This window comes from Nostoc sp. 106C (assembly GCF_002154725.1).
In the GTDB taxonomy this organism is placed as follows: domain Bacteria; phylum Cyanobacteriota; class Cyanobacteriia; order Cyanobacteriales; family Nostocaceae; genus Aulosira.
The window spans coordinates 64,211-82,662 of sequence record NZ_MTAW01000077.1; the positions used below are offsets into that span (position 1 = coordinate 64,211).

General features: G+C 42.9%; 15 protein-coding genes and 1 pseudogene. 8 read left to right on the forward strand and 8 right to left on the reverse strand.

Features of this window, described 5'->3' with window-relative positions:
* Window positions 1-53 precede the first annotated feature (53 nt).
* Window positions 54-143, reverse strand: a pseudogene (locus BV375_RS39005) (Uma2 family endonuclease); the annotation flags it as partial.
* 189 nt (window positions 144-332) lie between these two features.
* Between BV375_RS39005 and BV375_RS07885 the strand changes: the two are divergent.
* From BV375_RS07885 to BV375_RS07900, 4 genes are all read left to right on the forward strand, one after another.
* Complete coding sequence (locus BV375_RS07885; protein WP_086759092.1) at window positions 333-527, forward strand: DUF2862 domain-containing protein; 195 nt, start codon at window positions 333-335, stop codon at window positions 525-527.
* Between the two features lie 71 nt (window positions 528-598).
* A complete protein-coding gene (locus tag BV375_RS07890) occupies window positions 599-1,699 on the forward strand; it encodes an ArsA family ATPase (protein ID WP_086759094.1) in 1,101 nt (366 codons plus the stop codon).
* A 336-nt stretch (window positions 1,700-2,035) separates the two neighbouring features.
* Window positions 2,036-3,076, forward strand: coding sequence for a chlorophyll synthase ChlG (gene chlG / locus BV375_RS07895; protein ID WP_086759096.1), 1,041 nt, complete (start codon window positions 2,036-2,038; stop codon window positions 3,074-3,076).
* Window positions 3,077-3,167: 91 nt separating this feature from the next.
* Window positions 3,168-3,455: a hypothetical protein gene (locus tag BV375_RS07900; protein WP_086759098.1), complete on the forward strand. Its 288-nt coding sequence runs from the start codon at window positions 3,168-3,170 to the stop codon at window positions 3,453-3,455.
* Between the two features lie 94 nt (window positions 3,456-3,549).
* On the opposite strand, the gene BV375_RS07905 is transcribed toward BV375_RS07900, so the two are convergent.
* The 4 genes from BV375_RS07905 to BV375_RS07920 all read right to left on the reverse strand — a co-directional run bounded on the left by BV375_RS07905 (window position 3,550) and on the right by BV375_RS07920 (window position 7,793).
* Window positions 3,550-4,503 carry an alcohol dehydrogenase catalytic domain-containing protein gene (locus BV375_RS07905; RefSeq protein ID WP_086759100.1) on the reverse strand — a complete coding sequence of 318 codons (954 nt, stop codon included), beginning with the start codon at window positions 4,501-4,503 and terminating at the stop codon, window positions 3,550-3,552.
* 128 nt (window positions 4,504-4,631) lie between these two features.
* Window positions 4,632-5,219, reverse strand: coding sequence for a hypothetical protein (locus tag BV375_RS07910; protein WP_086759102.1), 588 nt, complete (start codon window positions 5,217-5,219; stop codon window positions 4,632-4,634).
* A gap of 157 nt (window positions 5,220-5,376) precedes the next feature.
* Window positions 5,377-6,183: an inositol monophosphatase family protein gene (locus BV375_RS07915; RefSeq protein ID WP_086759104.1), complete on the reverse strand. Its 807-nt coding sequence runs from the start codon at window positions 6,181-6,183 to the stop codon at window positions 5,377-5,379.
* A 176-nt stretch (window positions 6,184-6,359) separates the two neighbouring features.
* Window positions 6,360-7,793: a BCD family MFS transporter gene (locus BV375_RS07920; RefSeq protein ID WP_086759106.1), complete on the reverse strand. Its 1,434-nt coding sequence runs from the start codon at window positions 7,791-7,793 to the stop codon at window positions 6,360-6,362.
* A 267-nt stretch (window positions 7,794-8,060) separates the two neighbouring features.
* Between BV375_RS07920 and BV375_RS07925 the strand changes: the two genes are divergently transcribed.
* Window positions 8,061-9,008, forward strand: coding sequence for an aldo/keto reductase (locus BV375_RS07925; protein WP_086759118.1), 948 nt, complete (start codon window positions 8,061-8,063; stop codon window positions 9,006-9,008).
* A gap of 255 nt (window positions 9,009-9,263) precedes the next feature.
* On the opposite strand, the gene BV375_RS38665 is transcribed toward BV375_RS07925, so the two are convergent.
* The 3 genes from BV375_RS38665 to rimO form a co-directional block, all read right to left on the reverse strand.
* Entirely contained in the window at window positions 9,264-9,485 is a 222-nt protein-coding gene (locus BV375_RS38665) for a Uma2 family endonuclease (protein WP_279432911.1), read from the reverse strand.
* A 442-nt stretch (window positions 9,486-9,927) separates the two neighbouring features.
* Window positions 9,928-11,463, reverse strand: coding sequence for a DEAD/DEAH box helicase (locus BV375_RS07935; protein WP_086759108.1), 1,536 nt, complete (start codon window positions 11,461-11,463; stop codon window positions 9,928-9,930).
* A 98-nt stretch (window positions 11,464-11,561) separates the two neighbouring features.
* Window positions 11,562-12,881: a 30S ribosomal protein S12 methylthiotransferase RimO gene (gene rimO / locus BV375_RS07940; protein WP_086759120.1), complete on the reverse strand. Its 1,320-nt coding sequence runs from the start codon at window positions 12,879-12,881 to the stop codon at window positions 11,562-11,564.
* A gap of 664 nt (window positions 12,882-13,545) precedes the next feature.
* On the opposite strand from rimO, the gene btpA reads away from it, so the two are divergent.
* The 3 genes from btpA (at window position 13,546) to BV375_RS07960 (ending at window position 18,266) form a co-directional block, all read left to right on the forward strand.
* Window positions 13,546-14,394 carry a photosystem I biogenesis protein BtpA gene (gene btpA / locus BV375_RS07950; protein WP_086759112.1) on the forward strand — a complete coding sequence of 283 codons (849 nt, stop codon included), beginning with the start codon at window positions 13,546-13,548 and terminating at the stop codon, window positions 14,392-14,394.
* 125 nt (window positions 14,395-14,519) lie between these two features.
* The gene (locus BV375_RS07955) at window positions 14,520-15,506 is read left to right on the forward strand and encodes a vitamin K epoxide reductase family protein (RefSeq protein ID WP_086759123.1); all 987 of its coding nucleotides are present in this window, start codon (window positions 14,520-14,522) and stop codon (window positions 15,504-15,506) included.
* 561 nt (window positions 15,507-16,067) lie between these two features.
* A complete protein-coding gene (locus BV375_RS07960; protein ID WP_086759125.1) occupies window positions 16,068-18,266 on the forward strand; it encodes a CHASE2 domain-containing protein in 2,199 nt (732 codons plus the stop codon).
* The last annotated feature ends 186 nt before the right edge of the window (window positions 18,267-18,452 follow it).

Sequence of the window (18,452 nt, forward strand, 5' to 3'; positions counted from 1 at the left end):
CTTGTTCCCAACGTAGATTCTGCCCCAATAGCTGTTTGCTATGACTCAATAGAATGCAACGAAGTTTCAATTTCTGGCTCATCGCTTAACAACAGAGTTGCATCGGGCATTTGTTGTTCTAGCTGTTGTGCTGTGACAAACATTAGGTATGTACCAGGTTGGTTGTTGATTTCATTTTAGTTAATGGTCAATTGTCAATTGTCATTGGTTATTTATTATTCTCCTTGTTTTGTTTCCCTTGTCTTTCCATTTACCTCATCCTCTTAAATCTATTACAGATGAGTCACAGATTCAGCTAAACTGAGACTTGGTTTATTGCATTGTATCTAGGCATGGAAATCGGACAGAAGGTTAAGGTCTTTCGTTTGCGCGATCGCGTATCTCCCCCTGTTGTAAAAAAATTGGGTCAAGTTGGCACTATCCTCGGCTACAAAATGACAGATGGTAGCGGTGTAGGCATAGTGGTGCAATTTGAAGATAATTTCTCCACTTGGTTTTTTGAAGATGAACTTAAACTCGTACAGTAGGCGGAAGCTGAGAAGATTTGCCGAGTGCTAAGTTGGAGTTGACAACATCGGCGGTAACTGGAAATCAAGTAATGACCCTGATATTGACATTTTTGGGCAAAGGCGGCATTGCTCGTACCAAAATTGCGATCGCCGCTGCCAAGCTATTAGCTAACCAAGGCAAGCGCGTACTCCTAGCAGGACTTGCAGAACCAGCATTACCCATCCTGCTGGATACTATCCTAACTTCCGATCCCCAAGAAATTGCTCCTAATTTGCAAGTAGTACAGTTGCAAGCATCTGTACTCCTAGAGCGTAACTGGGAAGAAGTAAAAAAACTTGAGGCGCAATACCTCCGCACACCGATCATTAAGGAAGTTTATGGTCAAGAATTGGTAGTATTGCCAGGGATGGACAATGCCCTTGCTCTCAATGCGATCCGTGAATATGATGCCAGCGGCAAATATGATGTGATTGTCTATGATGGCACAGGTGAAGCTTCCACCTTGCGGATGTTGGGATTGCCAGAGTCTCTTAGCTGGTATGTGCGGCGCTTTCGGCAATTATTTGTTAACTCTGATTTGGGGAAAACAATTGCAGAATCGCCCTTGATTCAACCGCTGATTAGCACCTTGTTCAATTTCAATTGGACAACAGATAACTTCGCACAACCTACTAATCAAGTTAATAATCTCCTAGAACAGGGTAAAGCTGCCCTTGCCGACCCCCAGCGCGTTGCTGCCTTTTTGGTAACTACACCAGAACCAATTGAGGTAGCAAGCACCCGTTATTTGTGGGGTAGCGCTCAACAAGTCGGTATTACTGTTGGCGGCGTTATCCTTGTCTCTTCCCAGAGTAATCATAATCTCGCAGAGGAATTTACCCCTCTACCTATTAATGTGGTTCCTGATGCACCAAGTGGTGAATGGCAATCGCTCATAGATGCCCTACCCAACTTTGCCCAGCAAGCACTACAAGCTCCTAAACCCATTGAAATAGATATTCACAACCGTCAGGTACGCTTATTTCTGCCTGGATTTGACAAAAAACAAGTCAAACTTACCCAGTATGGGCCAGAAGTTACAGTCGAAGCTGGGGACCAGCGGCGCAATATTTCCTTACCCCCTTCTTTGAGTGGCAAACCCGTTACTGGGGCGAAGTTTCAGAATAGTTATTTGATAATTTCGTTTTAGGTTATTAGGTAATGGTGACTGGGTAGTGGGACCAAGAGGACAGAGGGAAATAACAAATGCCCAATGCCGTCAGTTGCTACCCTACCCTGCGGGAACCCTCTTTGAGGGAACGGGAACGCTTACCCTAGCCTAGCCTGCGGCAACGGCTACGCCGAAAGGCAACGCCTTTGGGGAACGGGAAGCCGCCCTCCGGGCGTCTACAACGCGCATTACCCGCGCAAAGCACTGGCTCCCCAATGCCTATGACATCAGTTGCAACCCTGCGGGAAGCCGCTTCGCACAAATCTGGTGACCAAACGCACTGGCTCCCCAATGCTCAATTCATAAATAGTTCTTATGTCTGATTCAACTCCCATTACTCCCAATTCCAACCCAGAGGAAGCAGTAGACTCAGTTAATACCAGTGAAGAAATCACAGCAATTGCCGATCGCAGTGCTAAAACTAGGCAACTGCTGGGGATGAAAGGCGCAGCACCAGGAGAAACCTCTATTTGGAAAATCCGGTTGCAACTGATGAAGCCGATCACTTGGATTCCCTTAATTTGGGGCGTAGTTTGCGGTGCTGCTTCTTCTGGGAACTATACTTGGTCATTGGAAAATGTGTTGAAGGCAGCAGCTTGTATGTTGCTTTCAGGACCACTACTGGCAGGTTACACCCAAACCCTAAATGATTTCTACGATCGCGAAATTGATGCGATTAATGAACCTTACCGTCCTATACCCTCTGGAGCCATTTCTGTACCCCAGGTAATTACCCAGATAGTTGTATTATTGTTATCTGGTATTGCCTTAGCCTTTGTGCTGGATTTGTGGGCTGGTCATGACTTCCCCAATGTTACAGTTTTGGCTATTTTTGGTACTTTTATTGCCTACATATATTCAGCACCACCGCTGAAGCTGAAGCAAAACGGCTGGTTAGGAAATTATGCCTTGGGAGCAAGCTATATTGCTTTACCTTGGTGGGCTGGTCACGCTTTATTTGGAGAACTGAATTGGAAAATTGTTGTTCTCACCCTAATTTACAGTTTGGCTGGATTAGGTATTGCCATTGTCAATGACTTCAAGAGTGTAGAAGGCGATCGCCAACTGGGATTACAATCACTACCTGTAATGTTTGGTGTTAATACTGCGGCCTGGATATGTGTAGTGATGATTGATTTATTTCAGGGATTAATTGCTGCTTATCTAGTTAGTATCCATGAGAATTTGTACGCAGCAATTCTCGTACTGTTAATCCTGCCGCAAATCACCTTTCAAGATATGTATTTCCTGCGTGACCCTTTAAAGAACGATGTGAAGTACCAAGCCAGTGCCCAACCTTTCCTAGTCTTAGGAATGCTTGTGACTGGTTTAGCACTGGGCCATGCTGGCGTTTAAGTTATACTTCCTGAGCAAGAAGTTAAGAGTAGGGGGTTAGAAGTTAAGATTACTTCTAACTCCTAATTTTTAATTTTTATCAGAAACTACCATGTTAGAACTAATTTCTTACCTGATTCATGGGATTCAACTTTTCTTAGTCCCTATTTGCTTTGTTGTTGCTTGGTCTGTGATCATTCTTGGCGCTTGGAGTCTATGGTCAGCAGCGCGAGATAGTGTCAGTAAAGCCAAGCAAATGCATCAAATACCTTGTACTGGTTGTCAATTTTTTACTGACGATTACCGCCTTAAATGTACCGTACATCCCTCCCTCGCCAATACAGAAGAGGCAATCAATTGTTGTGATTATCAACCTAAAACCAATCCCATGTTTTACTAAACAGATGGGGGGATGAAGGAGAAAAAGCAGGAGAGCAAGGGAGAAGAAATGCTTTACCTTTGATTTTGGACTCTTGACCAATGACAAATGAAACTTAACTAATTTCTAACAAAACTTTTAAAACACCTCGACTCTGAGCATGTTTAAAAGCTGCAAGCCCTTCGCTGAGGTGATAGCGAGCATGAATTAAGGGTTGTACCTCTACTTGTCCTGTTGCTAGTAATTGAAGTGCAGGAGCAAAGGGGCCACAACGGGAACCAATTAGAGTTATTTCATCTACTACCAAAGAGGAAGCATCTAAGCTGAGGTTTCCGGCATAAGTACTTTTAAGCATCAGTGTGCCTTTAGGACGTAGCGCACGGCGGGCGATCGCAAATCCCTCTGGATTACCAGTACACTCTACTGAGATATCAAAAAATCTATCTGTAACAGCGTCGGCTAAACCCGTTTTAATGCCTCGTGCCTTTAAGTTAGCAAGTTTGTCTTGATGACGCCCTATCACCAAAAGTTCGCAACCTGTGAGAGCTATTGTTTGTGCCACTATTTGTCCCAGCTTACCATCGCCCACTACCAGTACCCGGTCATTGGCACCTAATTCCACTTGTTGCTGAATTTCTAAAGCTGCTGCTAAGGGTTCGGTAAATGTTGCTATTTCTGTTGGCACATTATCAGGTACAGGATGTAGGTTCTCTATCGGCAAACATAGGTATTCAGCAAAAGCCCCGTGGCGGTTAACAATACCAAGCACAGTGCGGTTTTCACAGTGAGACGATTGTTTGCTGCGGCAAAATCGACAATGTCCACAAACAGCATTAATTTCTCCTACTACTCGCTGGTTAAGTAGGTTTTCTGGCCCTTGTTCGACAACACCAACAAACTCATGCCCTAAAATACCACTGTAGGGATAGTAGCCTCTTAGCAGTTCTAAGTCAGTATTACAAATCCCTGCACGCAAAACACGCACCAGGGCTTCACCTGGTGGTGGTTCCGGGATGGGAATATCTGTACGTAATTGTAATTGGTTGTTTTCGAGCCAGAGTCCTTTCATTAGCTATTTGACCAATAATATTCAGGACGGATAGCAGTCGAACTAAAAAGCAGTAACAGCTATATTTTACATTTGAGACCGCAATAATTACTGTACTAATTCAGTAAAAAATAAAATTAAGTATAAAATTACTCTCTATTCTTATTAAGAATTCCAGTAGGACTTGTACTATTGGAATTTGGCTGAGTTTTGCTTAGCCAGGTTACTATGTCATCTGCATGTACTGCGATCTCATTTCCTAGAGTCTTAATATATAAAAGTCCGTCGCTAATAGTTAAATCCCTAATGGGATACCATGCATCTCGTGTGCGTATCAGGAGTTCTAATGGAATTCCTAATTGTAAAGCATATTTACGATATTTCCACCAAGCTCGCCATAGGTAGACTGATTTGGTGCCATGCATCTTATAACCATTAGGTACTTGGCAGTAACGATACTCATAGAAACCCCGACGATCTATCTCACCTGTGAGAATATAGCTATAGTCCGCCAATACTTCGTTGATCACGTCCCAATAGGATGAAGTTGCATTAATAGAGAATATTGATGCTGTATCAGTGAGTTCTGAAGTAGCAATAACACCTTCTATTTTGGCTATTACTTGGTTGCTTTTATATACTGTTTGCGCCGTCAAAAAAGGGTTTGACAGTAAGACTTCTTGTTTCTGGATGGAGCTATAAACAAAAACTCGCATCAAATCTAAATTGGACAACATGGCTATTTATGTACTCAGTGCCCCACTGCAACATTATGGGAGTGTCAACACAGTATAAATTAGCTGCACATAATTGACTCAACTTTAAATATAATGAAACCCTTGTTTGACCAGGGTTATACTGGTATATTTTATAACTAAATTATTTTATGCTAGTTTAAATTTTTACATTCGCTAAAAACGGTGTAAACACTGAAACCAATTCCGACCGACTGACAACAAGCGTAGGAAAAGAGCGATCGCTGTAATCTTCCCCTGCTAAAAGCGGAAATGGCTCTGATTTTAAAGATAACCAAGTACCGCCAGCCGCTTGGACAATTACCCAAGCGCCTGCTAAATCCCAAACTTTGGGAGTGGCTTCAATACCACCCAAAGTTGCCCCAGTTGCCACCGTCAGGAAATTATAACTCGCTACACCCAGCATCCGAATTTTACAAGGAAAGTCTGGTTGTATAGCTGCCGTACTGCGGGAACAGAGATTAAAAAAGTGATTATTGCTAGGAGCATCAAGACTTGTGTGGATGGGGTGGTGGTTAAGAAAAGCCCCAGTGGGTGTCGCTAAACCAGAAGAACCTTCCCAAAAACCATGAAAAGTTTGACTCAGTGGAGGCGCGTAGACATAGCCAAAAATTGGCGTTCCTTGATACAGCAATCCCATCGAAATCGTCCAGATGGGAATGCCTCGTGTAAAGTTAGTTGTACCGTCCAAAGGGTCAATTACCCAGCACCATTCTGTACCTGGAAAAACGCGATCGCTCTCTTCGCTTAAAATGCCATACCCAGGAAAAGTAGAAGCGATCGCATCTCGAATTGTTTGATCTGCCCATTTATCAGCTTGAGTCACCAAACTGCCATCTGCTTTTTGTAAAGCCTGCACCCGCCCAAAATCTTGCATTAGTTGCTTACCCACTCTGGTAGTGGTAGTTTGGGCAAAATCGAGAATTGTATTCCAAAAGTCATTCATTGATTAATTCTCGCGCAAAGCTGCTTCTAAGCCAAGCAGTCGGGGGGGATGAGAGAAGGGAGCGTGGGGAGTGTGGGGAGTGTGGGAGAGGGTGGGGAGAAATGGGATAAGGGGGACAAGGGAGAAATAACTAATAAGTCTTGACAAATGACAAATGACCAATGACAAATGACAATTTAATCTAAATCACTTTCCAAAACAGAAGCGATCGCTTGTTTGGTACTAGTTTGAAATTCGTTCACATTCACCCGATTGAGGAACCAAATCGAAACCAATATTCCCACAGCTTCTAAGACAAATACTAGTCCATAGGCTAATTCCAAGCTAGGTAGTAGCTTGCGACCTGTATCTAAAATTGCACCACCGATTACCACTGCCAACCCTCTAGAGATAGACTGTGCTAGTCCCCATGCCCCAATAAATGTACCGGCGGCTTCAGCAGCTGTGAGATCTAGCATCAAGCTAACTGCTGCCGTTGTTAATACACCAGTAGCTAAACCAAACAAAACTAAACCTAGCTTGAGAAACGCTGGATTAGCAGAGAATCCTGATAGTCCTAGTAGTAGAGAAGAGAATGCCACTAAAATGCAGCCCAGTCGTGCAGTTTTGCGTTTACCCAAGCGCGGCACAATCAAAAATCCAGTGATGCCGTAGGCAATGAGTATACCTGTGCCGTAAAAAACATTCAATTTAGTACTTTCAGCCAAAGGCATCCGAAAAACTTGACCTGCATAGGGTTCCAAAATTGGATCTTGCATAAACAAGCTGATAGTCATCACGAATAAAAATGTGAAAAACAAGCCTGTTTGCGGGCTAGCCGTCAAGATTTCCCATGCCTTATTTAAGGTAATGCTATCTTCGCGATTTACTACTCTAGAACGTCTGGAGTATTGGGAATATTTTTTCTCTACACCCAAAGTCGCCGCGATCGCTAGCCCAAATACAATTGCTGGCACAATCATAAACAGCTTGTTGACTGCTGTCTGCAAAGTCGCAATGTTAGCTTCTGGCGTTAATTGCTTCAGTAAGCTGGAACTAATAATTGCCCCAACAATAATTCCTACCATTAGCATCGACCACACAACACCAACCACTTTGGATCGGTTGTCTTCTTCAGAGACATCCACCAACAAAGCAGCAAAGGCGGTACCACTGGCACAAAGCGCTAGACCATAGACAGCAAAAATTAAGGATAGAAGTGCAGTCCAGCCAATGGTTTGGGTTGTCCATGCCCAAGCACCTGCATTCTTGGCTGCAATATTCAACTGCCACATCACTTGTACAGCTAAAAATGCGGCGATCGCAAATATTGCTGCCCCCACCCAAACATAAGCTGTACGATGATAACCCCACATTGGCTTGGCATCTGATATCTGACCAAACCAGATGCGTGAAGGCGAAACAAATGCTGGTAATGCCAGAACTAACGACACTAGCGTTGCTGGAATTGCGATTTCCTGAATCATGACTCTGTTAAGTACCCCCAGAGTCAAGATGGACATCATGCTCAACCCCATTTGAAACAAGCCTAGCCTAAACATGGTCAGCAGATTGACCCTTGGCACAGCTAGGGAGTTGGTTGGGGAATCAAATGCGTCACTGCTTGCCATAGCTACTTTATTTATCTGGAATCTTATTCTCCCATTTACTCAAGATAAACCCTGCGGATTCCCTATTTTTCTAAAATTTATCCAGTTTATAACATTTGCCATTTGTCCTTAGTCATTTGTCATTGGGCATTGGTAATTCCTATCCTCTACTTGTCTAGATGTCTCCTTCATCCTCCTCATCCCCTACCCCCCGGTTGATTACGCGCCGAATGTGTAACGATACACTAGAAATGTAAATAAATGTAACAAAGTTAAATGTTGACAAACGTGGAAACCATCACATTGGGGAAAAATGGACCTGTTGTTACACCCCTATGCCTTGGTACTTGGGCATGGGGTGATAAACTTTTTTGGAATTATGGCGATGGCTACGGCGTAGAACAGTTAAAAGAAGCCTTTACCTCAGCTTTAGAGGCTGGTATTACTTTTTTTGACACTGCGGAAATTTACGGATTAGGAACCAGTGAAGAGTTTTTGGGGCAGTTTTTGCAACAAACACAGCAACCTGTACAAATTGCGACAAAATTTGGGCCGCTACCTTGGCGCTTTACAGGTCAATCAGTCTCCGATGCTTTAACAGAAAGTCTCAAGCGCTTACAATTAGACCGAATCGCCCTGTACCAAGTCCATTGGCCGTTCACCTTCTTTTTGAGCCAAGAAACACTGATGAACGCCCTAGCAGATGAAGTGCAGCGGGGCAGAATTGGCGCAGTTGGTGTCAGTAATTACTCAGCAGCACAAATGCGAGAAGCACAGCAGATTTTGGCAGCTAGAGGAGTACCTTTGGCTGTAAACCAGGTACGCTACTCTTTGCTGTCTCGCCAAATTGAAAGCCAAGGCATTCTCGACACGGCTCGTGAGTTAGGTGTAACAATTTTGGCATATAGTCCTTTAGCCCAGGGTTTACTCACAGGCAAATACACCAGCAATCGCAGCGAAACGCCTACTGGTGCTAGAAGGATAGACCCACGATTTAATAAAGAAGGGCTACAAAAAATTTCACCTGTAATATCTTTGCTCCAGCAATTTGGCGAAAAATACGATCGCACCCCTGCCCAAGTTGCCCTTAATTGGTTAATTGCTCAAGGTAACGTTATCCCCATTGCTGGTGTGAAGACAGCCCAACAAGTAAAACAAAATGCTGGCGCTTTGGGCTGGAAATTGAGCGACGCTGAAATTAGCGAATTAGAACAAGTCACTCGCCCTTGGCTGTAAGATTTTTTTTGGAAATAGTCAGTTTGAGTTGAGTTTAAATTCCCAACTCAAACTTTACAGCGTTCTTCTTTGCGCCTTTGCGTCTATGTGCAAGGCAAAAAAGATGTGGTTTACTTACTTGAAAATCGCTGTAATAATTAATAAATTTTTTAATCAAATACAAAAACCTACAGTTCTAATACTGTAAGTTCTCAACCAGGTAATAAGTCTGGCAATGTAAGTTTCTCGTCGTTTGGTGAAATTATTTCTTCTTGGTTAAGACCGTAAACTGTTCAGGTCAATCAGGATCCTAACAGTAGTTCCTAGTTCTAAAAATTGCTGAATTTTTTCTACCAGTGGTTTAAGGCGATATGACTTAGCTTTTATTTCTACCATCAAGCCTGGAAGCAGTTGTCCAAAGTCGCGTTGACTTTTTTTGAGCCAATCATTACTAACAAAAGAAACATCAGAAGCGCGGAAATTCTTTTCGTTATAGATGCTTTCGCGTTTTTAATATCTAAATAAAACCAGCGCTACAAGCAGTAACTTATCCTAATTTTCTTGGGCCTACCCAGTTAGCTAGGAATTTGATTAATTCCGCACCAATTTTTTCTGAAACATAATCTGATGGACCCATAATCAAGGTACTATCATCCACCAATTCCATCTGCCATTCTAGATGTTCTGTTGGGAGATGTGCTTAATCTTTAATGGTGAACATAAGACTAGAGGCAATCCATCTTTAATTATGTTTTGAAAAATAGTCAAAAAGTCTAAAGTCAAAAGTCAAAACTGTGAAGCACACACCACCAACTTAGTGGTTATAGTAGAGAACTTTTTGCCGACTCTAGTTAATTCTAACTCTTGACTCTTGACTCTTGACTGCCAAACGCCAGTACACTCAACGGGGGAAACCGGCAGATGACTGGCTTGTTTTAACTTACGAAGCCGATTCTCTAGCTGTAGATGAACCTAGCTTGTGATTAACAGGGGATGCATCACGACGGCCTGTCCGTAGCTTTGGCTTGGGAGTACCACGTCTGTCATCTTCGCCAATGTTGCTGTCTGATTTACTCCAAGAGGAACGGCTGCGCTCGCCAGAACCATCGCGACGCTTGACTAGCTTGGGTTTCAGACTGGGGGTATTTTCTTCTTGGGGAATTTCAATGTCTGAACTTAGCCAAGCAGGACGAGTTTGATCGTAAGCGATTTGCAATGCCGCAGCTGCGATCGCCTGAGCATCATATTTTTCGATTAGCTCGCTGACTATCGGTAAAAATGAAGCTAGACGTTCGCCTGTTAATGCTTCTCCCACCTGTTGTTGCAATTTATTGATGTGCCGCGCTTCAATTTGTGCCCTTGTGGGAATTGATAGCAACTGCCAACTTTGGCGGTTATGACGTTCAAATATCTGCTGCTTGCGGCGCTCAAATGGTTGTACTAGTGAGATTGCTGTTCCTTCCTTACCAGCCCGACCAGTACGACCAATGCGGTGAACGTAGGTTTCTACGCTATCGGGTAAGTCGTAGTTGATCACATGAGAAAGTTGATCTACATCTAACCCACGTGCGGCAATATCAGTGGCTACTACCCAGCGCACCTGACGATTGCGGAATCGGCTGAGTAAGCGTTCCCGGGCTTGTTGGGACAAGTCACCGTGGTATTCATCGACACTGTGTCCGGCTGCTTGCAGTTGACTTGTAAGTTCTGCGGCTGTGCGTCTGGTACGGACAAATATCAAAGCTGATTCTGGGTCTTCCATTTCCAGAATAGGCTGTAAAGCTTTAGCTTTTGTCCAGTGACGGGGTATTAGGTACGCTACCTGATTAATTTTATTAGGCGCAGCTTTTGGTTGTTCAACGGTGACTGTCGCAGGCGATCGCAAAAACTTGTTTACCAATTGCCGAATCGATGGCGGCATTGTGGCTGAGAATAAAGCTGTTTGACGATCTTCGGGTGCTTGGGACAGGATTTTGATCACATCGTCGATAAAGCCCATGCTCAACATTTCATCGGCTTCATCCAACACAAACCACTTGACTTGATCGAGTTTAAGACAGCCACGATCTAGCAAGTCGATTACCCGTCCTGGAGTACCCACAACCATGTGTACACCACGTCTGAGTTGTAAAATTTGGCGGTCAATTGATTGACCTCCGTAGATTGCTAACACTCGCAATCCTTCATCGCCAATAAATTGGGTGATTGCATCGTGAACTTGCATGGCTAACTCACGAGTTGGAGTTAAAACCAGTGCTTGCACGGCTCTTTGATTAATATCTAGCCGTTCTAAAATTGGCAACGAAAATGCTGCGGTTTTACCGGTTCCCGTTTGGGATTGTCCAACCACATCACGACCTGCTAGCAATTGGGGAATTGCTTGGGTTTGAATATTAGTTGGGGTGGTGAAACCGATTTTTTCTAGTTGCTCAACGCGTTCTTGTGAGATGCCTAATTCTTGAAACGAAAGATTCATCAATTCTCCTAGATTTTATTTTGGATTTAATGAGCAGTCATTGGTCATCAGTCATTAGTCATTGGCTATTAAACAAAGAACAAAGGACAAATGACAAATTAGTTATTGACAATTTGACCGTAGAGGTCGTATGTATCAGCACTTTGGATTTCTACTGGCACGATTGTTCCTAACTTCGCCTTGCCAACCACATAGACCTGCCCATCAATTTCTGGGGCAAATCTCGCAGAACGGCCAATTAATTCTCCAGTTTCAGGATTTTCCTGCTCAATCAGGACATCAACGATTTTGCCTACTTCCTGTTGATTTTTTTGCCAAGCAATTGGTTGCTGGAGTTCCATGAGGCGGTGGCGGCGTTCATCCATTAAGAATTGAGGCAACTGATTTGGCAGTTTGTAGGCAGGGGTTTCCTCTTCCGGAGAAAAGGTGAAAACGCCAACATGGTCAAATTCGTGCCGCTGAACAAACTTTAGTAGATGTTCAAAATGCTCTTGAGTTTCTCCAGGGAAACCAACAATAAATGTTGTTCTCAGCACCGCAGATGGTAGCGCTGTCTTGATGCGCTCAATAATCCCATCATTTACCCGCCCTTGCCAGGGACGGTTCATAGCGCGGAGAATTTCCGGATGAGAATGTTGTAAAGGCAAATCTAAGTAGGGAAGGACATTCGGTATTTCTTGAATCGCTGCTATAACATCTGGTGTCAGTCCGGTGGGATAAGCGTAGTGCATCCTGATCCACGGTACATCTACTTCTCCCAAAGCGCGGAGTAATTCGGCTAACTTTGGCTTACCGTAAATATCTAAACCATAATTAGTGGTGATTTGAGAAATCAGAATAATTTCTTGTACCCCTTGACTAGCTAACTGCTTGGCTTCAGCGACAATGGATTCAATAGTACGCGATCGTTGGTTTCCTCGTAGATGAGGAATAATACAAAATGCACAACGATAATCACATCCTTCGGCCACCCGCAGATAAGCTATGCCCTCAGTTGTAGTGCGGTAGCGCGGTGTAGTTTCATCGGCAATATAGGTTGGTTCAATACTAACCTGCTTGACCCGCTCTCCTTGTTCTACCCGCTCAATTACATTTACAATTTTGTGATAATCGCCTGTACCTACTACGGCCACTGCTTCTGGCAACTCTTCCAATAATTGTTCTTGGAAGTGCTGGGCCATACAGCCAGTGATCACGATTTTTTTATTCGCCTCTGCCAACTCTACCAAAGTTTTAACAGATTCTTCTCTAGCTGCTTCAATAAAACTACAGGTATTGACAATAACGTAATCTGCTAACTCTTCATTACTATCTACGCCATAGCCTGCTTTGACAAGCAGTCCCAGCATATGTTCTGTATCAATTCGATTTTTCTCGCAGCCCAGGTGAGAAATTGCAATTGTTGGCTTGTCACCCATATTTTGCCAAAATTTCCAGTTTTTTTTCTTGTCATCAAACACAAACAGCGCTTGCTTGGCTCTGTTTTCCTCTGCACCCACAGCGGACAGTACTCAAGTGGAAGGTTACCATTGCCCGTCGCCATCCGCCAACCTATGACCCTAATCAAGTTTAAGGTCATGTTATGATGCTTTTATTAATCCGTTTTCCCAGGGTAAAATGGAGTGTCTTGGGGTATATTTGACACTTGTTATGTTTTTTAACGATTCGCCTGTTGGTATTTTACATTACCAAGAGCGTGTGCGTTGTTAATTTACCCATCGGGAAGCCGCCCAAAGGGCTGGTTGTGAGAAGTCGCTACCCTCAGGGAAATCGCGCTCGCGACTATGCCTAATCCAGCAGTAATGCTACCCTTCAGATCAGGCTTTGCCTACGAAGATGCGCAGGTAATCAACCTAAAACCGTGGGAAGCTGCCTCGCGTCTTGTGAGTTGCAAACTCCTCTTTGTAGTCAAGTTTTATCTTAACATATCTTATGGAAGGTTTTACGGCAATTTCCACCCTAGGGAGGAGGCGGTAATCCACCCTACATAAAATCAATCAGTCATTAGTCATTTAGTCATTATCAAATCAATTCTAGACTCTAGACTGATGTACTCTGGTTTCCGCAAAGCGGATTAAAGACGTGGACTTATATCAGCTATTTAAAACTCGAACACCGATTATTGGCGTAGTTCATCTACTACCACTGCCCACCTCACCCCGCTGGGGAGGCAGCCTAAAAGCAGTAATTGACCGTGCCGAACAAGAAGCAACAGCCTTGGCAAGTGGTGGGGTTGACGCTATTATTGTAGAAAATTTTTTCGATGCGCCGTTTACCAAAAACCAGGTCGATCCAGCGGTGGTCAGTGCCATGACTGTGGTGGTACAACGAATACAAAATCTGGTGACCTTGCCTATAGGCTTAAATGTTTTGCGGAACGATGCTAAAAGTGCAATGGCGATCGCCAGTTGTGTGCGGGCGGAATTTATTCGCGTTAACGTCCTCACAGGGGTAATGGCAACAGACCAAGGTTTAATCGAGGGAGAAGCCCATCAAATACTCCGCTATCGGCGAGAATTAGGCGCTGATGTTAAAATTCTGGCCGATGTATTGGTCAAGCACGCTCGCCCTTTAAGTTCCCCAAATCTCACAGTTGCTGTCAAGGATACCATCGAAAGGGGTTTAGCTGATGCAGTGATTTTGTCAGGCTGGGCTACTGGTAGCCCTCCTAACATAGAAGATTTAGAACTGGCTTGTGGTGCAGCAAATGGCACGCCAGTATTTATTGGTAGTGGGGCTAATTGGGAAAACATAGAGACACTGATGCAAGCAGCAGATGGTGTAATTGTTTCCAGTTCCCTAAAACGTCATGGTCGGATCGAACAACCAATTGACCCAATTCGCGTCAGTCAATTTGTGGAAGCCACACGCCGTAGTTGGAACTCTAAGGGTGAAACTAAATCAATTTCCTCAGTAACTATACGTTCGTAGGGCATGGGACATAGGGCATGGGGCATAGGAGACAAGGAGGACAAGGAGATTAATGCCCAATCCTCAATGCCCAATCCCCAATGCCCTATGCCCAATTCCCAATTCGTCATTCCCAATCACAGTTTATGATTCGCCGCCGTTCTACTCCTTGGATTCATAAATGGTCGCGTCCGTTGATTGCCGCGATCGCCGGACTTGGTGCCTTGACAACAGGTTATCTCACTATCGAAAAGTTAACAGGAGGTAGTGCAGCTTGTGTGGCACAAGCTGGTGTCAAAGGCTGTAATGATGTACTTTCAAGCCCTTGGGCAACGGTATTTGGTCAGCCCTTAGCTTTGTTTGGGTTTTTGGCTTACACCAGTATGCTGATATTTGCTTTGGCTCCTTTAGCATTAAAATCTGGGGAAAACAATAGCCGTAAACAAATAGAAAACTGGAGCTGGTGGCTGCTGTTAATAGGGGCGATCGCCATGTCCATCTTCAGCGGCTACTTAATGTACTTGCTGGCATCTCAAATCAAAGCCATTTGTCCTTACTGTATTGCCTCAGCTTTGTTCTCTGTGAGTCTTTTGGTACTGACGATTCTCGGTCGTACTTGGGAGGATGTTGGACAAATCTTTTTCACTGCCATTATTGTCGGGATGATTACCCTGATTGGCACTTTAGCAGTCTTTAGTAATGCCAATCAATTAAGTAGTACGCCTGAATCAACTTCTGGTAAACCAGTACAAATTAGCTTTGTCCCCAAAGTTCCACCTAACCCAGCATTCGGTTGGGAAATCACTACAACTTCTGGTGAGGCAGAAATAGCCTTAGCAAATCATCTTGTCAAAATAGGTGCTAAAGAATATGTTGCTTATTGGTGTCCGCACTGCCACGAGCAGAAGCTGATCTTTGGTAAAGAAGCTTACAAGATTATTAACGATAGTATTAAGGTAGAGTGCGCTCCCGATGGACTCAAAGGGCAACCAGATCTGTGTAAAGCTGCCAAAGTTGAAGGCTTTCCTACTTGGATAATTAATGGGAAAAGCTATAGCGGAGTTCAAAATTTAGAGGAACTAGCTAAAGTTTCTAATTATACAGGTTCTCGTAACTTCAAATATTTCAAGTGATTGGCTTTAGCAAGGTGATTTCTAGCAATTTAAGCTGATATTTGATATTGAATAGTCAACCGGAAGCAAATTTGCTTCCGGTTGACTATTTTATTTTTAGTAATAAATAATATAGAACATGAGTTACCATCTTATGTATTCTTTATTAGCTAGGAATTTTCGTTGCTCGTTGCGTCTACGGTTGTAATCATTTAATAATTAAAGATTTAATCACTCAATTTTTTGAGTAAAATTACTAATTTGTTAAATATTTTTTATACTGTTAATAAAATTTAATACGTAACTATGTGAATATTTTATCCCAATATTCAGCTTCTAAAACTCTCTATAGAGATACTACTGTTCTTAGCAAACACTATTTATACTTAACTTGTGCTATGAGGCGCAAAGGTTACAAATTACCATTTCATCGGATAATGAGTACCCAAGATTAATCTTGAGGAATTTAACAGATCTCAAGAGATTTCTAACAAGCCAATATAGCTCACCTATAAGCTATATTCGCTACGTAGTTGATAGAGATCGCAAATCAAGAATATTTCTCCCCACTAGGTAATGGGAATGAGTAAGCAGCTAGGCAAGCGTATTGTGCGGTTCATATTTGGACTGAAAAAATCGCTTGGTCGAGGACACAGGGAATTAATTACCGCCTCCAGCGTTGCAGTCTGCATTTTGCTTGTACGCTCTATTGGATTATTTCAATCCTTAGAATTGGCAACTTTGGATCAATTGTTTCGCTTACGTCCATATGAACCGCCAGCAGAGCGTATCACGATAGTAACGATTGATGAAGCTTCTCTGCGTCAAGTTGGTTCTTGGCCAATTCCAGATGATGCGATCGCCCAGTTGTTACAAAAATTAAACGCTCATAACCCTCGTGCTATTGGTTTAGATATCTACCGAGATTTACCAGTTGAGCCTGGTTATGAAAATCTAGTAAAGGCTTATAAGTCGATGCCAAACTTAATTGGCATTGAACAACTGGCAAATAATAAAAATGCTAGGGTTTTACCTCCGCCAGTGCTGAATCAACTTGATCAAGTGGGTTTTAATAATGTTTTATATGACCCTGATGGCAAAATACGTCGCAGTTTGTTGTATTGGCATATTGATAATCAGGCACATGAAAGTTTTGCTTTAAAACTGGCTTTAGTGTATTTGAAATCATACGGTATTACTGCTCAAACCGCAGCTAACAACTCTGAGTATTTACAGTTGGGTCAGGCAGTGTTTACTAGATTTCAGGCTAATGATGGTGCCTATGTAGGAGCTGATGCTAGAGGCTACCAGATTTTGTCCAACTTTCCCAAACCAAGTTGTCCCAATTTATCAGCATCCTGTAGTTACCGCCAAGTATCGATGAGGGATGTGCTAGCAGATAGAGTACCAAAAGAATGGTTCAGCGAGCGCATTGTACTTATTGGTTCTACAGCCCCCAGTCTTCAAGATTTTGTTTTCGTACCTCAATCCAGCAGGTTGATGGGTACAGCACAACCCATTGCTGGAATTGAACTGCAAGCCCATTTTATCAATGAGTTAATTGCCGCTGCTTTAGAAGGACGACCTTTACTTAAAGTCTGGCCAAAGCTATGGGAATACTTGTGGATTTTTGGCTGGTCTTATTTGGGAGCTACAGCTGCATGGCGAATTCGACACCCAACTAAGATATCTATTAGTATTCTACTTTTTTGCTTGTTGTTAACTCTGTGTACCTACGTTGCTTTTTTGTCTGGTTGGTGGATACCTCTGATTCCTTCACTGCTGACATTTGGCAGTTCAGCTATTTGGATTACTTATTATCTTGCCTCTATGCAGGAAGAGTTGAAACGCTCCAAAGAGTTTTTACATCAAGTTATTAATACAATTCCTGACCCTATTTTTGTTAAAAATGAACAACATCAATGGATTGTTTTAAATGAAGCTTATTGCCGATTGATCGGTTATCCCAATCAATTGTTAATTGAAAAATCAGACTATGAATTTTTCCCTAAACATGAAGCTGATGTATTTCGCCAGCAAGATGAGAAGGTTTTCCAGACTCAGCAACCCCAGGAAAGTGAAGAAGAATTTACCGATGCTTATGGTTCAACTCATTTAATTGCTACTAAGCGATCGTTCCATAAAGATGCTGCGGGTAATTACTTTTTAGTTGGAGTGATTCGAGATATTACTCAGCGTAAGCAAATGGAAGACCAGCTCAAGCGTACTGCTGCCGAACTCTACCGTTCTAATAATGAATTAAAACGCAAAGAAGACCACTTGCGTTTTCTGGCATATCACGATCCCTTAACTGGTTTATCCAATCGGAAATTTTTCACCGAAAAACTTCTTGAATCGTTATATTGGGCACAAGATAACAATTTATTGCTAGGGCTATTATTTATTGATTTAGATGGGTTTAAACAAGTAAATGATACTCTGGGACACGAAATAGGCGATCGCCTTTTGGTAACAGTTGGACAACGGCTCAGTAACTGCTTACGCGGTAGTGATACTGTATCTCGCTTAGGTGGTGATGAATTTACTGTGATTTTACGGGCAATTCCTAACGTACAAGTAGCTGCTAAAGTTGCCGAAAAAATTTTAGGTACTATAACTGAGCCAATTGTTTTGGATGGATATACTACTAAAGTCTCTGCTAGTATTGGTATTAGTATCTACCCTCTCAACAGCCGCGATAGTGAAAGTTTGATTAAACAGGCAGATACTGCTATGTACCGTGCTAAAAACCTCGGTAAAAATCGCTATGAGTTTGCTTGATTACGTTTATCATTTCTGCATTGCACATTCACTTCTCAAGGTAGAGGTTTTGTACTACTAGAAATAGTTACTTTTATGATAAACCTCTGCAAGAAGGGAGATAATCCCGAATGAACCTTGAGCTGTTTTTTCAACGCACAGAAGTTTTACACAAGCGGTTAGCTGATTTATATCAAACAGCTACTG

What these genes read in the sequence shown, in the direction of transcription:
- BV375_RS07960 (WP_086759125.1), top strand. Translation starts at nt 16,068, where the DNA reads ATGAGTAAGCAGCTAGGCAAGCGTATTGTGCGGTTCATATTTGGACTG.
- BV375_RS07910 (WP_086759102.1), bottom strand. Translation starts at nt 5,219, where the DNA reads ATGTTGTCCAATTTAGATTTGATGCGAGTTTTTGTTTATAGCTCCATC.
- BV375_RS07900 (WP_086759098.1), top strand. Translation starts at nt 3,168, where the DNA reads ATGTTAGAACTAATTTCTTACCTGATTCATGGGATTCAACTTTTCTTA.
- BV375_RS07915 (WP_086759104.1), bottom strand. Translation starts at nt 6,183, where the DNA reads ATGAATGACTTTTGGAATACAATTCTCGATTTTGCCCAAACTACCACT.
- BV375_RS07885 (WP_086759092.1), top strand. Translation starts at nt 333, where the DNA reads ATGGAAATCGGACAGAAGGTTAAGGTCTTTCGTTTGCGCGATCGCGTA.
- rimO (WP_086759120.1), bottom strand. Translation starts at nt 12,881, where the DNA reads ATGGGTGACAAGCCAACAATTGCAATTTCTCACCTGGGCTGCGAGAAA.
- chlG (WP_086759096.1), top strand. Translation starts at nt 2,036, where the DNA reads ATGTCTGATTCAACTCCCATTACTCCCAATTCCAACCCAGAGGAAGCA.
- BV375_RS07905 (WP_086759100.1), bottom strand. Translation starts at nt 4,503, where the DNA reads ATGAAAGGACTCTGGCTCGAAAACAACCAATTACAATTACGTACAGAT.
- BV375_RS07955 (WP_086759123.1), top strand. Translation starts at nt 14,520, where the DNA reads ATGATTCGCCGCCGTTCTACTCCTTGGATTCATAAATGGTCGCGTCCG.
- BV375_RS07935 (WP_086759108.1), bottom strand. Translation starts at nt 11,463, where the DNA reads ATGAATCTTTCGTTTCAAGAATTAGGCATCTCACAAGAACGCGTTGAG.
- BV375_RS07920 (WP_086759106.1), bottom strand. Translation starts at nt 7,793, where the DNA reads ATGGCAAGCAGTGACGCATTTGATTCCCCAACCAACTCCCTAGCTGTG.
- BV375_RS07890 (WP_086759094.1), top strand. Translation starts at nt 599, where the DNA reads ATGACCCTGATATTGACATTTTTGGGCAAAGGCGGCATTGCTCGTACC.